A 13,938-nucleotide genomic window follows, 5' to 3' on the forward strand; every position below is an offset into this window, starting at 1 on the left:
CATTTCCCCCACGGTGGACCGCCCGCCGGAGAGTCCGGGTGGTCGTGTCGGCGGTGTCGGATGATCCGGTCGGCGCCTTGGTCGTAAAGTAGGGGCATGAGCCCGAAGATCGCGACCACGGACACCGTCACCCGTGACCAGCTGCTCGACTTCATCCGTGATCGCCATCGTGCGCTGCTCATCACGACGCGGCGCGACGGTGGCCCGCAGGCGTCGCCGGTCACGTGTGGGGTGGACGGCCTGGGCCGCATCGTCGTCTCCACCTATCCTGAACGCGCCAAGGCCAAGAACGCCCGCCGCGACCCCAAGGTGAGCATCGTCATCCTGTCCGACGACTTCGACGGCCCCTGGGTGCAGGTCGACGGCGCCTGCGAGGTGATCGACATGCCTGACGCGGTCGAGCCGCTGGTGGAGTACTACCGGGTCATCGCGGGCGAGCATCCCGACTGGGACGACTACCGCGCGGCCATGGAGCGCCAGGGCAAGTCGCTGCTGCGCATCACACCCTCGAAGTGGGGTCCGGTCGCCACGGGAGGCTTCCCCGCCCGCCTCGCCTGACCGCCTCGCCTGATCGCTTCACCGTCTCTCGAAGGCGGTCTCTCCCGTGCGGCCGTCTCCAGCGTGGGCCGTCTCATCGATGGCGGCGCCGTCAAGACCCTCTGACATCCGGGAGGCGGTTCAGGCGCCGAAGCGCTGGACGCGTACGCCGGTGAGGATGGCGGCGAGCCCGTGCCGGAACTGGGCGTCGGTGTCCGGGGTGAGCAGCTCGTCGATCATCTGCGCGGCGAGCGGGTACCGTCCGGCGTCGACCATCTCGGCGAGCCGCTCCCGGCTGTAGGGATTCTCGCCCTCGGCGTACGTCTCGCCGAGCCTCGCCTGCTCCTCGATCGTGAAGCCGACGGTGTAGTGGAAGATCGTCGGCACGGCCCGTACCGCGTCGGCCAGGGAGAATCCGGCGTCCTGCAGGGTTCGCAGGGTCAGTTCGATCGTCCTGAAGACCAGCGGATGGCTGACGTTGGTGCCAGCGACGACCCGCGCACCGTCGCGGTGGCGCAGCATCGTGCGCCGCAGCCGCATGGCCCGGTCGCCGAGCCATTCCTCCCAGCCGACGCCGAGGCGAGGTGATTCCAGACCCTCGTCCGCCTCGACCATCACGAGGGTGGCCATGGCGTCGAGCAGTTCCTGCTTGTTCTTGACGTGCCAGTAGAGGGCGGGGGCCTTCACGTCCAGCTCCTTGGCGACGAGGCGCATGGTGAGCCCGTCGAGGCCGACCTCGTCGAGCAGGCGCAGCGCGGTCCGCGCGATGACCTCGGCGTTGATCTTCATCCATCCTCCACGTCGTACCGGCACTTGACAGCTTAACATCGTTCGAGTGACGCTTAACGCCGTTAAAGAGGGCCGATGAAGGGATGCCTGATGGGCGGCACGACGGTGGAAGTGGTCATCGCGGGAGCCGGGCCGACCGGCCTGATGCTGGCCTGCGAGCTGCGGCTCGCGGGGGTGGACGTGCTGGTCCTGGAACGGGACGCCGAGCGGGCTGACGCGGAGTCCAGGGCAGGGGGCATCCATGCGCGGACCCTGGAGGTGCTGGACCAGCGAGGCATGGCCGGCCCCTTCCTGGAGGCCGGGCGCACGATGCAGGGCGGTCACTTCTCGGCGCTGCGGCTGGACTTCGGCGGGCTGCCGACCAGGCATCCCTACCTGCTGACCCTGTTGCAGCGGCGGATCGAGCGGCTGCTGGAGGAGCGGGCGCTACAGCTCGGCGCCCGGCTGTGGCGCTCGGCGGAGGTGACCGGCCTGCGCCAGAGCGAGACCGCCGTCGAAGTCGAGGTACGCGGGCCGGACGGCGACCGCCGGCTGAGCGCCGCGTACCTCGTGGGGTGCGACGGCGGGCGCAGCGCCGTGCGCAGGCTCGCCGGCATCGGCTTCCCCGGCACCCCGGCCACGCTCACCGCCCTGCTCGGCGACGTCGAGCTCACCGATCCACCGGAGAACGTCCTCTTCCAGGAGCGGCGCGAGCACGGCACGTTCAGCGTGCTGGCGTTCGAGCCGGGCTGGTACCGGGTGATGACCACCGAGTTCGACCACGTGGCCGATCGCGACGAGCCGGTGACCTTCGAGACGTTGCGCCGGACGTGCCGGAAGATCGCCGGCACGGATTACGGCATGCACAGCCCTCGCTGGCTCTCCCGCTTCGGCGACGCGGCGCGACAGGCCGACCGGTACCGCTCCGGCCGGGTGCTGCTGGCGGGCGACGCCGCCCACATCCACTTCCCGGCAGGCGGGCAAGGCCTCAACCTCGGCGTGCAGGACGCCGTCAACCTCGGCTGGAAGCTGGCCTCGGTGGTGCGCGGGCAGGCCCCCGAGCGGCTGCTCGACAGCTACCACGCCGAGCGCCACCCGGTCGCCGGGCGCGTGCTGCAGAACACGCGGGCCCAGACCGCCCTGTCGCGGACCGACGCGAACACGACCGCGTTGCGCGAGGTCATGGCCGAGCTCATCAAGCTCGACGACGTGAACCGCCACCTGAGCGGCATGCTCACCGCCCTGGACGTGCGCTACCCGATGGACGAGTCGTGCCCGCTCGCGGGCTACCGCGTGCCGGATGTCGACATCAAGGCGGCCGCGGGGGACACCAGTGTCTTCGCGTTGCTGCACGGCGCTCGCGGAGTTCTGCTGGACCTGGGCGGCGGCGGCGCGGGGGTGCGGGCCGTGGCGTCCTCGTGGGCGGGCCGCGTCGACCTGGTGGAGGCACGGTCCTCGGCCGGTGACTGGGAGATCCCCTCACTCGGCACGGTGCCGGCTCCGGGCGCGCTTCTCATCAGGCCGGACGGGCACGTCGCCTGGGGCGCCGGCGAGCGCCCCGACCTGGACGGGCTACGCGCGGCGCTGTCCACCTGGTTCGGACCCGAGCACTGATTCGGTCCGGACACTGGTTCGGACCCGTGCACTGATTCGGTCCGGATACCGGTTCGGCCCCGGTCACTGCTTCGACCTGGGCACCGGCTTGGACGTGAGCACTGCTTTGGACCTGAGCATGGCTTGGGGTGCGCCTGGAGGCCGGTCAACGGTGGCCGACGCATGGGAACGTGCCACTTTTCTCAGAAATTGCTGGAGTTTGACGGCAGGTGTCACCTTGTGATCGGCTCTTCCCTTTCGTGTATCTCGGTCGCCGGTGTCCGAACAACGGGGAGAGCCATCCATGCCGCGTCTCCAACGGCACTCGCTCGCGAGGATCCTCGTGTCCGCGTCGCTCGCCAGTACCGTGGTGATCATCGCGCCGCCGATCGCGCATGCCGATCCCTCGGTCGCCTCCGCCACGACCCGCCAAGCCGCGACCGGGCGGGAGTCGGTGGGCAAGGCGAAGATCGAGCCGGTGCCGGCGGTCGTCGTCCCCCCGAACGCCAAGGCGGACGTCGCCGAAGGGCCGTCGCTCGCGGACCGGCCCGTACAGGCTCAGCCGGTCGGACCCGCCCCGCCCGAGGTGACCACGCCAGCCGGTCCGGCGCTGGTCGACCAGGTGGCGGCGGAGGCGGCGTCCCGGCTGAGAACCGAGGGTCTCCTGACGGCCGGCCGTGCCGGTGCCGACCCGGGCAGGTTGCTGCCCGCGACCGAGCAAGCAGGGGTGCTCGGCGTGTCGAAGGCTCCGTCCGGAGACGTCGGGCGGACCGCGGCCAAGGTCAAGGAACTGGCCGGTGTGGACGTGGCGCGGCTGTACCGCGCGCTTCCGGAGGGCGTCCCGCTCGTCACCTACCGGTTGTGCGCGGAGACGGCGTCGCTGCCGGTGTCCTGTTCGACCCCGCGTCCCCTGGTCGAACCCGTGGCGGCGGACGTGACCGGGGACGGCACCCCCGACATCCTGGCGAGCCTGGTCCCCACGCTGGATCCCGCCGACCTCACCCGGAGGGCGGACGCGCTCGCCGACACCCAGCGCAAGCTGGACTCGCTGCTGGGAAGGACGACCGGCGGGCTCCTCGGCTCCTCCGGCCTGAGCGGTTCCTCCGGTAAGAGCGGCTCGCCGGGTGGCGAGGCGGAGCGCCGGCGCGATCGGCAGCGGGACGACCTCGCGGCGCGCGTGGCCACCGGGCTGGGCCTGGCCACGGCACGGCTGACGACCAGCGAGACGCGCGGCAAGCCGTTGAAGGCGCAGGTGTGGGCGCAGTACGACATTCCCGCCGCGGGAGGGCGGGCCACGGTCAAGCGGCTCTCGATCGGCTTCGACGGATTCCGGCGCGGTGCGTCCCTGTCCGGAATGGACTGGGGCGTCTACCAGTTCGACACCGACGGCGAGGGCGTGGCGGACGTGCGGGTGAGCGTGCGCCGGTCCGGTCCGGGCGCCTCGATCGCCACCGTCGCGGGCATCGCCGACCTGGCCGGCAGGCAGTCCGCCGAGCCGGTGCTGGTCAGCCTGCGGCAGTCCCCCGTACCGGGCAGGATGACCGCCGGCGCCCGGTTCGACGGCGGCAAGGGCCAGGGCACGTTGAAGATCACCGTCTCCGAGCCGTCGGCGCTCAACGCGCTGGTCCTGGACGGCAGGCGGGCCGACCGCCCGTCTGGGAATCGGTTCACCCAAGTGGTGCTGGACAAGGTGACCTCCCGCGTGACCGCGCAGCTGATCCGGCAGCCCGGGAGCGGTGCGACGCAGGGTGGGGGGACGGAGGTCCGGTTCGTCGGTTCCGCTCCGATGGGCAGGGCCGAGCTGCGCGACTACGTCTACCGCGACGGCAGGCTCGACAAGGTGGTCGCCGGGTCGATGACCGGGGTGCCGGCCGACTTCCGATCGCGGTACGAAGCGGTGGACGGCACGTCGCAGACGCTGACGGTCACGACGGCTCCCCGGGCGAAGGCGGTCCAGGTGCTGTACTTCGACCGCGCGGCGGCCAGGACGGTGTTCCGGACGTCGCTGACCGCCCTCCCAGCGCGGATGCAGATTTCTTACGACATAGCCCGAAATCGGGTTATACACACCGCCAGCTCGCAGATCGGCGGCGTCGAGGTGCTCCTGCAACGCGACGGGGGCGCCATCTCCGACCCTGAGGGAAGCCACGTCACGGTCATCAAGGACGGTGGGCGGTTCGGCGTCTCCGGCAGGCTGTCGGCGCTGGCCGGGTTCGACCTCACGTACGGCGAGAAGCCGCACGCCACGCTGGAACTCGGTTCCGCCGGGCGCCCGTTCCTCGCCGCCGCCGGTGTCGACGGCACCCACCTGCTCCGGATGGAGATGTCGAACACCCCGCACCGGGTGGAGGTGGACCTGGACCCGGCCGCCAGGAAGGCGCGGTACCAGGCGAGCGGAGCGATCGGCAGGCTCCGCGCCGCCTACGCCGATACCCGGCACGGCCCGACCATCGACAGCAGCCTGTACGGCCTGCGGTCCACCGTCGAGGGATCGTGGCAGCTCGGGGAGCGGCCCACGGCGGAGCTGCGAGCGGCGTCCGGCCTGAAGAAGGCCGAGCTGTACGCCAACCGCGCCTACGTGACGAACATCGCCCCCACGGGAACCGGTCCGGCCGGGGGGAAGGGCGGTGGCGGGGCCGCAGGCGGAACGGGGACCGGCTCGGCTGGGAGTGAGGATCTCCGGATCACCGTGCGCGGCGTGCATCGGCAGGTGGCGGTGCTGGCCGATCTGCCCGGCCGGCGCCTGGACTGGACGGCCGACCGGCCCGTCGACTCCGTCGCCGCCTTCGCCCGGGCCCGCTACCAGGGCCGCTACTTGCGGGTCGCGGCCAAGGCGGACGACGTGCCCGCCCGTTTCGAGGCCGAGTGGGGCGACGGGACGTACCGCTTCCGTGGCATCTCCGGGCCCGTCGGGTCGGCGACGGTCGCCGTCACCAACCACGACGGCGCACGGGCGCCTTCCGGGCCTCACCTCGCCGCCCACTACAGCCAGGCCACCGGTGACCTGGACGGCAGCGTCCGCGTGGACGGGCTGTCCAGCGTGGAGTTCGGCAGCGCCGCCGGCGGCTTCAAGGCGGGGTTCCAGGCGGCCCGCCAGACCGTGGCGCTCGACGCCGACGTGTACCTGGCCGGTGACCTGCGCTTCGGGGCGCTCGGCAGGCTCGGTCCGGTACCGGGCGGCATCGAGGTCACGGCGGCCGGAGGCGGGCCGGTCACCTACAGCGCGAGCGGCGGGCGGATGGACCTGAAGGGCCAGGTCTGGCTCGGCAAGGTGGCCGCCATCAGCGGCATCTCCGGCGTGCCGGAGGTGGCGAGCGGCGTGACCCTGGCCGACGGCGGCTGTACCCCCGGCTCGGCGGGATGCGCCGCCGACCAGGGCCCGTTCTGCGCCGGCACCGCCCCGAGCCCGGCCGCCGCCCCGAAGGCCGGTTCTGCTTCGAACGGGAGTGCCGGGTCGAAGGCGAGTACGGGCCGGGGTTGTTTCGGGGTGCGTGGGTTCGTGCACCTGAGGGGGCTGCCGTCGAAGGTCACGGTGGATCCGGCCCGTAAGACGTTCTCGTTCTCCGGGTACCGGCCGAGGGACCGGAGGCTCTCGGTCTACCTGGACAGCAAGGTCGTCGCGCCGGTGCCGATCAAGGCGTTCGCGACGCTGGACGGGCTGCCGCGTTCGGTCACCGGCATGTCGGTCGGCCCGTTCGAAACCGGCAGGGGCAAGGACGCGGACGGCCGGGACGCCGGTGTGATCAAGGTGAACTACCGGGTCGAGCCGGCGGCGACGATCACCTCGCTGCGGGCGGTGGCGGAGGCCGACACGGGTGACGCGTACGGCATCGTGCGCGGCGAGGCCGTCGTCGATCCCGTTCCGGCCGCGGTCGCGATCGACGGCACGTACGGGGGGAAGACCCACATCCGCGTGCAGAACTCCTCGGCGGTCAAGCGGCTCGTCGCCAAGGTCACCGTCCTCCCACGCCAGGCCGGACAGGGAGCGGGAGCCGATACGGCCCGGCCGGTCAAGGGCACGGGGATGGTGCGGTTGGCCGATGTGCCTGCCGGGTTCACGATCGATGCCGGTGACACCTCCGAGAAGGGTCTCCGGGTGCCGCGTGTGGCGTACAAGGCGGATGGCGGCGCGAACACGCTGGACGGGATCTTCGCGGTCGAGGGCGCGCTGGTCCCGGGGGTGTACCAGCCTCGTCAAGGCGAGCTGCTCGGTGCTTCCTTCGCCATGAAGGACCTGGCTTCCGACACCACGATCCGGATAAATCCGGATCTGTCGGTCGATCTGGCCTCGAAGCCGGTCGCCACCAAGCTCCTGGAGGTCCACGCCGGCCTGTCGGTGAGCCCGGTCGCGCGGCAGCGGATCGCCGTGCGCGAGGACATCCCGTACACGAACGGCTTCCTCTCCTTCCAGATGAACGGGGACTTCGCGCTCCAGCGCAGCACGATCCAGGACGTCTCGCTGGGCGTCCACGGCATGTCGTGGCTGAGGATCCGGCCGGGCAGGATCCCGTTCGGGATGCGCGCCCCGGGCGAGTTCGGCTACGTCTCGCCCGGCTTCGAGGGGAACTACGACCACCTAGACCTGCGAGCGGGCGGGGTCGATCTCCGGCCGGACGTGCGGCTCGACGTCCGCATCGCACGCGACATCGGCAAGGACGTCTTCAAGGACACGCTGGAACTCGGCTCCGCGACCTCGCTGGAGTTCCGGCGCTACGACCAGCGGACCCGGCCGATCAGCGCGAAGCAGGCGCTCAAGGTGGGCGCCACCCCCGTCGCCTGCCTGACGATCGACACCAAGCCCGGGCTCGCCGCGGCACGGCGGACGAACTCGGTCACGCTGCGCGGCGCGGACGGGCCGCAGGTGGTCAGCCTGCTCGACCCGGGCGGCCAGGTGCAGGGCTACGCCCTCGACCTGCTGTCGCAGTTCATGTCACCCTTCGACGGAGCCGGCTGGAAGGTCTCCGGCCTCACCGCCGGCCGCTGCCGCTGACCCCTGCCCCCGCGCTGACGCGATGTCCGGCCGGGACGCTCCCGAGGTCGCCGGCCAGATCGCGCGCCTCGGCCGGCACGCCATGCCGGCGACCGTGCCGGTCGCCGGTCTCGTCCGGCTCAGTCGCGCGCGTACCTGGCCGCCATCGTGTGGAACACCTCCTTCGGCTCCCAGCGGTTCTGGTCGAGCATCCTGACCACGCCGTAGGAGCCGAGGTCCTTGTCCCCGATCGTGTGGAAGCCCGCGAAGGTGAACCAGAGCGCGGTGTCCACTCCCTCCTCCTCGAAGACGTCCAGCAGCTCGGTGAAGTAGCGCACCTGCTCGCCCTCGTCCGGCACGGCGTCCGCCGGCACCTGCCAGGCCATGCCGCCCCGCTCGCTCGCGCCCCGGTAGGCGCAGGTGCCGAACTCGGTCACCGCGACCGGCTTGCCGTGCTTGAACCGCTCGCGCAGCTCCTCCCGGAAGGTGTCGGCGTTGTAGGCGGCCCGGTAGGCGTCGACGCCGACGATGTCGAACGGGTCCCAGTCGACGAACTCCCACGGGCCCGCCGCATAGGTGACCTGGCCGCCGAAGCGGGCCCTCACGGTGTCGGCGCTCTCGGCGAGGAAGCCGTTGAGCCGCTGCAGGACGGGTCCGAGCGAGGTCCACCACTCCACGTCGGCGGTGGCCATCGCCGCCATGCGATCTCTGTACGTGGCGCCGGGGATGAACCCGGCGCCGAACGCGCTGATCTCGCACCCGGCCACGAAGACCACCTCGGCGCCACCGCGCCGCACGGCCTCGGCACGCTCGGCGCAGTCGGAGAGGAGCGAGAGCATCTCCTCGGGGGGGAGATCCACCGGGAAGGGGGCGAACCAGACCTCGAGCCCCGCGGCGGCGGCGTGCTCGGCGGCGACGCTCAGCCGCGCTGGATCGCCACCGGAGATCCGTACGGTGTCGCAGTGCAGCTCACCGGCGATGACGTCCATGTCGTACCGGACGGCGTCGGGGTCGAACGTCTTGCGGGTGGTGTCCTGGCCGGGGAGGAACCCGGTGTCGTAGTTGATCCCTCTGGCGCGCATGTCGCTGTCCTCCCTAGTGGTTGATGCCGTGTCGCAGCAGGTCGAAGGCGAGCTCGACGTCTTCGACCAGGTGGCGGCCCGCCTCTTCCAGCGAGGCGCCGTCGACCAGGTGGCGGAAGAACCTCTCCTGGAGGGTCAGCACGGAAGCGGTGATCTGAGCGGCCATCAGGGCGGCCGTCAGCTCGTCGTGCTCTTCGGCCAGCACCCGCGCCAGCGCCTGGCGCTGCCCGTAGAGCAGGTCGTTGGCGCCGCTGCTGAGCGCGGGACTGTCGAAGATCACTCGCATCTGGGTGATCAGCGCATCCCTGTCCACCGCCGCCACCACCACGGGCTCGGTGGCGAACGCGCGATAGTGCGCGCGCAGCGCCTCCAGCGGCGACTGCCCGGGGGGCCGCGCGGCGACGATCCCGGCCAGATCCTCCTCGCCCACGCCCTGCAGAACGAGGGACTCCTTGGTCGGGAAGTATTTGAACAGCGTCACCTTGGCCACCTCGGCGGCCTCGGCGATCTCGTTGATCGTCACCGCGTCGAAGCCTCGCTCGGCGAACAGCCGCAGCGCCACCTCGGCGATGCGCCTCCGCGTCTGCTCCTTCTTCCGCTCTCGCAGTCCTGCCACGTGAGCAGCATAAAAGTGAACCAGGTACAAAAGCAAACCCGGTTCATATTACGTTGTCCCGTCCGCGCCAGGCCCGCTTTCCCGAGGCCGAGGCTCGGCCCGCCGAGGCGTGGCCGTGAGCGACGAACGGGTGACCGTGGTGGTCATCACCATGGATCGGCGGGCGGAGCCGCCGCGCACCCTCGGCCACATGACATCCCTGCCGGAGCGTCCCCGGATCATCGTCGCGGACAACGGGTCCGACGACGGGAGCTCCGCCGCTACGTGGACTGAATCGGTGAGGATCAGGCCCCCCGGGCGGAGAGGGCCGCGACCAGGAGGGAATCATTGAAGAATGGACATTTCACCCGATCCGTGCCTTTACTGCGACGTTGTCGCGGGCCGGACCGAGGCGAGCCTGGTATTCCAGGATGACGTCGCGATCGTGGTCATGGAGGGCAACCCGGTGAACCCGGGGCACGCGCTGGTGATAGCGCGTGGCCACGCTTCGGGATTGGAGGACCTCGACGAGGAGGTCGGAGCCCACATGTGGTGCCTGGCCCACCGGGTGGCGCGCGGGCTGCGCCGTTCGGGACTGCGGTGCGAAGGCGTCAACATCTTTCTCGGGGACGGCGAAGTCGCGCTGCAGGAGGTGCTCCACGCACACCTCCACGTGTTCCCGCGCTTCGAGGGTGACAACGTCGTCGTCGACGCCGACTGCGAGCCCAGGGGGCAGCGGCTGCTGAACCAGGAGGCGTGGGCGCTCCGGGAGGCCATGAAGCCTTTCATCCCGGCACCCTCCGCGGTGATGCTCCCGCACGGTGCTCCGGCGCCGTGAGATGTCGCCTTTCGCCGGCTCACCGGAACTTTGCAGGTTCAAATCCTTTCGTAACCGACCAGTGGTGATGCCCTGGGATTAAGCGGTGAACGAGGAGATTTTTACGATATTTCGATTACGCACCGGCTACCATTTGCCATGATCCGGTACTACTTAGTGTGCTGATCTACCAGGCTGGGGACGGGTGTGTCTGAGCGCGAAGAAGACTGGAAGTGGACGGAGAGCGAGCAGGTTCACCTGCCGCCGGAAATCGACACGACCAAGCCGAGCATCTCGCGCGTATATGACTTCATGCTCAACGGCAAGGACAACTTCGCCGTCGACCGCCAGGTCGCCGAGATGGCACTGCGCATCGCCCCCAACGCCAAGGAGATCGCGCAGGCCGGCCGGCGGTTCCTGAGCCGCGCGGTCCGGTACCTGGCCGCCGAGGAGGGGATCCGCCAGTTCATCGACCTCGGCTCCGGGCTGCCCACCCGGGGGAACGTCCACGAGATCGCCCAGCGGGTCGACCCGGCGGCGCAGGTGGTGTACGTGGACAACGACCCCATCGTCCTCGCCCACGGCAGGGCGCTGCTGGCGACCAACGGCACCACCACGGTCATCCAGGCCGACGTCCGCGAACCGCAGGCGATCCTGGACCATCCCACGTTGCGCGAGTTCATCGACTTCACCCAGCCGATCGGCCTGCTGCTCTTCAGCATCCTGCACCACCTCAACGACGACGAGGACCCCGTGGGCGTCGCCGCCGCCCTGGTGGACGCCCTCCCGTCCGGCAGCTTCGTCGCCATGTCCAACTTCTACGACCCCGGCGACGAGCATCCCGAGTCGTCCCGGCAGGCGCTGACCGCCGAGAAGCTCTTCAACGAGAACCTGGGCACCGGGCGGTGGCGCACCCGCGACGAGCTCATGGCGTACTTCGGCGGCCTGGAGATGGTGGAGCCGGGCCTGGTGCCGCTCGCGGAGTGGCGCCCCGAGCCCGGGGACACCTGGGAGCGCAGCCTCGCCTACTACACCGTGGTCGGCGCCGTCGCCCGCAAGCCCTGAAACACCCCCTCCCGCCTGCCCGGCTCCCGCACGGCCGACAATGGCATGGAGGGGGGATGGCGTATGCGGGTGGCCGTACTCGGGATGGGCAACATGGGCCGGGCCGTGGCGGGGCGCCTGCTCGCCGAGGGGTACCACGTCACGGTGTGGAACCGGACGCCGGGCAGGGTGGCCGAGGTGATCGAGGCCGGCGCCGTGGAGGCGTCATCCCCGGCGGAGGCGGCGCTGGGCACCGAGGCGGTGCTGATGTCGCTCACCGACGACCGTGCCGTCCTTGAGGTCATGGAGCGGCTGACCGGGCTCGGCTCCGCCGCCGACACGCGGCTCCTCGCCGACGTGCCCGGTACGACCGCCACGGCGGACGTGGCGGAGGCGCCGGTCGTGGTCGACATGAGCACGATCTCGCCCGACACCTCCCGGATCCTGCGCGACATGGCCCCCGGACGGCGGTTCCTGGCCGCGCCGATCATGGGCGCGCCCCAGGCGGTCCTCGGCGGGACGGCCTCCGGGCTGCTGGGAGGCGACCGGGGGGTGGCCGACCGGCTCGAGCCGATCTGGTCGCGCCTGTTCTCCGCCTACTGGTACTGCGGCGAGGATCCCGGGAGCGCGTCGACGTTCAAGCTGCTCAACAACTACCTGATGATGTCCGGCGTGGCCGTCGTCGCCGAGGTGGTGGCCACCGCCGAGGCGGCAGGGCTCGACCGCACGCTGCTGCGCGAGGCCCTGCACCGCTGGCCGACCGTGGCGCCGGGCCTGCACAACAGGCTCGACGCCATCATCGACGGCGACCACCAGGGCTGGTTCGCCACGCGTCTCGGCGCCAAGGACGTGCGGCTGCTCGCCGAGGTCGCGGAGTCCAGCGGGATCACCCCGCCCATCGCCCGGCTGGTCCAGCGGCGCTACGAGGAGGCGGCCGACCAGGGCTGGAGCGAGGCCGACATCACGGCCGTCGTGGAGCTGCTCCGCGCACGACGCCCCGCGTAGCGCCGTCGCGGTGCCGCCCTGCTCGGGGTCGCCCCGCGTCGTGGAGCCGCTCTGCTGGGAGTCGCCCCGCATCGTGGAGCGGCCCCGCGCGGGCCGGCCTCCGGCGAGCCGGGCCTGGTCAGCCGCCGATGCGCAGGACGGCGGCGCCGATGACGCGGTCCGCCGCGAGATCGGCCAGCGCCTCGTCGGCGCGGTCGAAGTCGTACGGGGTCGTGGTGACCTGGAGCGGGTGGAGCGTGGCCAGCTTGAGGAACGTGCGGCCGTCGTCGCGGGTGTTGGCGGTGACGCTCCGCAGAGTGCGCTCGTAGAACAGGTGCTCCTCGTAGTTCAGCGAGGGGATGTCCGTGAGGTGGATGCCGGCCACGGCCAGGGTGCCTCCCATGTCGAGGGCCTTCAGGGCCACCGGGACGAGATCGCCGACGGGCGCGAAGATGATCGCGGCGTCCAGCGGCTCCGGCGGGGCCGCGTACGCGTCGCCGGCCGAGGCGGCGCCGAGCTCCAGCGCGAGCTCCTGGGCTCGCGGGGACCGGGTCAGCACGTGCACCGTGGCGCCCTGGGCGATCGCAACCTGGGCGATGAGATGCGCGGAGGCCCCGAAGCCGTAGATGCCGAGCCGCCCGCCCGGCGGCAGGTCGGCGCGCGAGAGGGACCGGTAGCCGATGATGCCCGCGCACAGCAGCGGAGCCAGCCGCTCGGCGGGGATGTCCTCGGGCAGCTCGTAGACGTAGTCCTCCAGCGCGGTGGTGTACTCGGCGTACCCGCCGTCGACGTCCCAGCCGGTGTATCCGGCGTTCGGGCACAGGTTCTCCGATCCGCGCAGGCAGTAGCGGCATTCCCCGCAGGTCGAGTGCAGCCAGGCCACGCCGACGCGGGCGCCGATCTCCAGCCGCTCGGCGCCGGCGCCCCTGGCCACGACCCGGCCGACGACCTCGTGCCCGGGGACGGTGTCCGGCCGCCGGGGCGGCAGATCGCCCTCAGCCAGGTGCAGGTCGGTGCGGCAGACGGCGCAGACCTCGACCTTGACCAGCACCTCGCCGGGGGCGGGGGCGGGCACGGGCAGCCGCACGCGCTGGAGCGGCTTGCCGTCCATGGGCCCTGGGCGGCGCACCACCCAGGCGGTCATCTCGGCCATGCCTCCATGGTCACACGCCGCGCTTCGGATGCGACGGAGGCCGAACGTGCCGTCGGGTACCCTCACGGCCCTCAAAGGCGGACCCGGCAGTTCGCCCGCGCCCTGCGCTCGGGTGGAGACCTCTGCCTTCAGGAAACGCGGCACAGTGTGGAACGGTGTGGAATCGAATCGGTGTTCGCATACGGTTGATCGTGCTTAAGTACGAGCCGTGGCGCGAACCGTGAAGCGGGCGTTCAGATACCGCTTCTATCCGACCTCCGGGCAGGCTGAGGCGCTTGCCCGGACGTTCGGGTGCGTCCGTTCGGTGTACAACAAGGCCCTGGAGGAACGCACCCGCGCCTACAGGCGGGAAGGCAAAGGGGTTGCCGCACTGCGGCACGAGACCGGCATGCCGGT

General features: G+C 71.2%; 10 protein-coding genes and 1 pseudogene. 7 read left to right on the forward strand and 4 right to left on the reverse strand.

Features of this window, described 5'->3' with window-relative positions; all coding sequences use genetic code 11:
- The first annotated feature begins 96 nt into the window (after positions 1–96).
- Positions 97–558 (forward strand): PPOX class F420-dependent oxidoreductase, encoded by a 462-nt coding sequence (locus MYF83_RS20660; RefSeq protein ID WP_248962150.1) that lies wholly within the window; start codon positions 97–99, stop codon positions 556–558.
- Positions 559–678: 120 nt separating this feature from the next.
- Here MYF83_RS20660 and MYF83_RS20665 read toward each other — a convergent pair whose 3' ends face one another.
- Positions 679–1,326, reverse strand: coding sequence for a TetR/AcrR family transcriptional regulator C-terminal domain-containing protein (locus MYF83_RS20665; protein WP_248962151.1), 648 nt, complete (start codon positions 1,324–1,326; stop codon positions 679–681).
- 75 nt (positions 1,327–1,401) lie between these two features.
- Here MYF83_RS20665 and MYF83_RS20670 point away from each other — a divergent pair, with 75 nt between their 5' ends.
- Both MYF83_RS20670 and MYF83_RS20675 read left to right on the forward strand, forming a co-directional pair.
- Positions 1,402–2,919 (forward strand): FAD-dependent monooxygenase, encoded by a 1,518-nt coding sequence (locus MYF83_RS20670; protein WP_248962152.1) that lies wholly within the window; start codon positions 1,402–1,404, stop codon positions 2,917–2,919.
- Between the two features lie 283 nt (positions 2,920–3,202).
- Positions 3,203–7,888, forward strand: a complete 4,686-nt coding sequence (locus MYF83_RS20675) for a hypothetical protein (protein WP_248962153.1) — start codon at positions 3,203–3,205, stop codon at positions 7,886–7,888.
- A gap of 119 nt (positions 7,889–8,007) precedes the next feature.
- Here MYF83_RS20675 and MYF83_RS20680 read toward each other — a convergent pair whose 3' ends face one another.
- Both MYF83_RS20680 and MYF83_RS20685 read right to left on the reverse strand, forming a co-directional pair.
- Entirely contained in the window at positions 8,008–8,949 is a 942-nt protein-coding gene (locus MYF83_RS20680) for a glycoside hydrolase family 113 protein (protein ID WP_248962154.1), read from the reverse strand.
- 13 nt (positions 8,950–8,962) lie between these two features.
- Positions 8,963–9,565 (reverse strand): TetR family transcriptional regulator, encoded by a 603-nt coding sequence (locus MYF83_RS20685; protein ID WP_248962155.1) that lies wholly within the window; start codon positions 9,563–9,565, stop codon positions 8,963–8,965.
- 334 nt (positions 9,566–9,899) lie between these two features.
- Here MYF83_RS20685 and MYF83_RS20690 point away from each other — a divergent pair, with 334 nt between their 5' ends.
- The 3 genes from MYF83_RS20690 to MYF83_RS20700 all read left to right on the forward strand — a co-directional run bounded on the left by MYF83_RS20690 (position 9,900) and on the right by MYF83_RS20700 (position 12,410).
- Positions 9,900–10,382 (forward strand): HIT family protein, encoded by a 483-nt coding sequence (locus tag MYF83_RS20690; protein WP_248962156.1) that lies wholly within the window; start codon positions 9,900–9,902, stop codon positions 10,380–10,382.
- A 186-nt stretch (positions 10,383–10,568) separates the two neighbouring features.
- Positions 10,569–11,426, forward strand: a complete 858-nt coding sequence (locus MYF83_RS20695) for an SAM-dependent methyltransferase (RefSeq protein ID WP_248962157.1) — start codon at positions 10,569–10,571, stop codon at positions 11,424–11,426.
- 63 nt (positions 11,427–11,489) lie between these two features.
- Entirely contained in the window at positions 11,490–12,410 is a 921-nt protein-coding gene (locus MYF83_RS20700; RefSeq protein WP_248962158.1) for an NAD(P)-dependent oxidoreductase, read from the forward strand.
- Between the two features lie 118 nt (positions 12,411–12,528).
- Here the strand turns inward: MYF83_RS20700 and MYF83_RS20705 are convergent, their stop codons facing one another.
- Complete coding sequence (locus MYF83_RS20705) at positions 12,529–13,542, reverse strand: zinc-dependent alcohol dehydrogenase family protein (RefSeq protein ID WP_372500204.1); 1,014 nt, start codon at positions 13,540–13,542, stop codon at positions 12,529–12,531.
- A gap of 208 nt (positions 13,543–13,750) precedes the next feature.
- On the opposite strand from MYF83_RS20705, the pseudogene MYF83_RS20710 reads away from it, so the two are divergent.
- A pseudogene (locus MYF83_RS20710) lies at positions 13,751–13,894 on the forward strand (helix-turn-helix domain-containing protein); the annotation flags it as partial.
- Between the last annotated feature and the right edge of the window lie 44 nt (positions 13,895–13,938).

It is taken from the genome of Sphaerisporangium perillae (genome assembly GCF_023276435.1).
GTDB classification, from domain to species: Bacteria; Actinomycetota; Actinomycetes; order Streptosporangiales; family Streptosporangiaceae; genus Sphaerisporangium; species Sphaerisporangium perillae.

Bases quoted from the DNA above. Each gene is read 5' to 3' on its own strand.
- MYF83_RS20660 (WP_248962150.1), top strand. From the start codon at position 97: ATGAGCCCGAAGATCGCGACCACGGACACCGTCACCCGTGACCAGCTG.
- MYF83_RS20665 (WP_248962151.1), bottom strand. From the start codon at position 1,326: ATGAAGATCAACGCCGAGGTCATCGCGCGGACCGCGCTGCGCCTGCTC.
- MYF83_RS20670 (WP_248962152.1), top strand. From the start codon at position 1,402: ATGAAGGGATGCCTGATGGGCGGCACGACGGTGGAAGTGGTCATCGCG.
- MYF83_RS20675 (WP_248962153.1), top strand. From the start codon at position 3,203: ATGCCGCGTCTCCAACGGCACTCGCTCGCGAGGATCCTCGTGTCCGCG.
- MYF83_RS20680 (WP_248962154.1), bottom strand. From the start codon at position 8,949: ATGCGCGCCAGAGGGATCAACTACGACACCGGGTTCCTCCCCGGCCAG.
- MYF83_RS20690 (WP_248962156.1), top strand. From the start codon at position 9,900: ATGGACATTTCACCCGATCCGTGCCTTTACTGCGACGTTGTCGCGGGC.
- MYF83_RS20700 (WP_248962158.1), top strand. From the start codon at position 11,490: ATGCGGGTGGCCGTACTCGGGATGGGCAACATGGGCCGGGCCGTGGCG.
- MYF83_RS20705 (WP_372500204.1), bottom strand. From the start codon at position 13,542: ATGGCCGAGATGACCGCCTGGGTGGTGCGCCGCCCAGGGCCCATGGAC.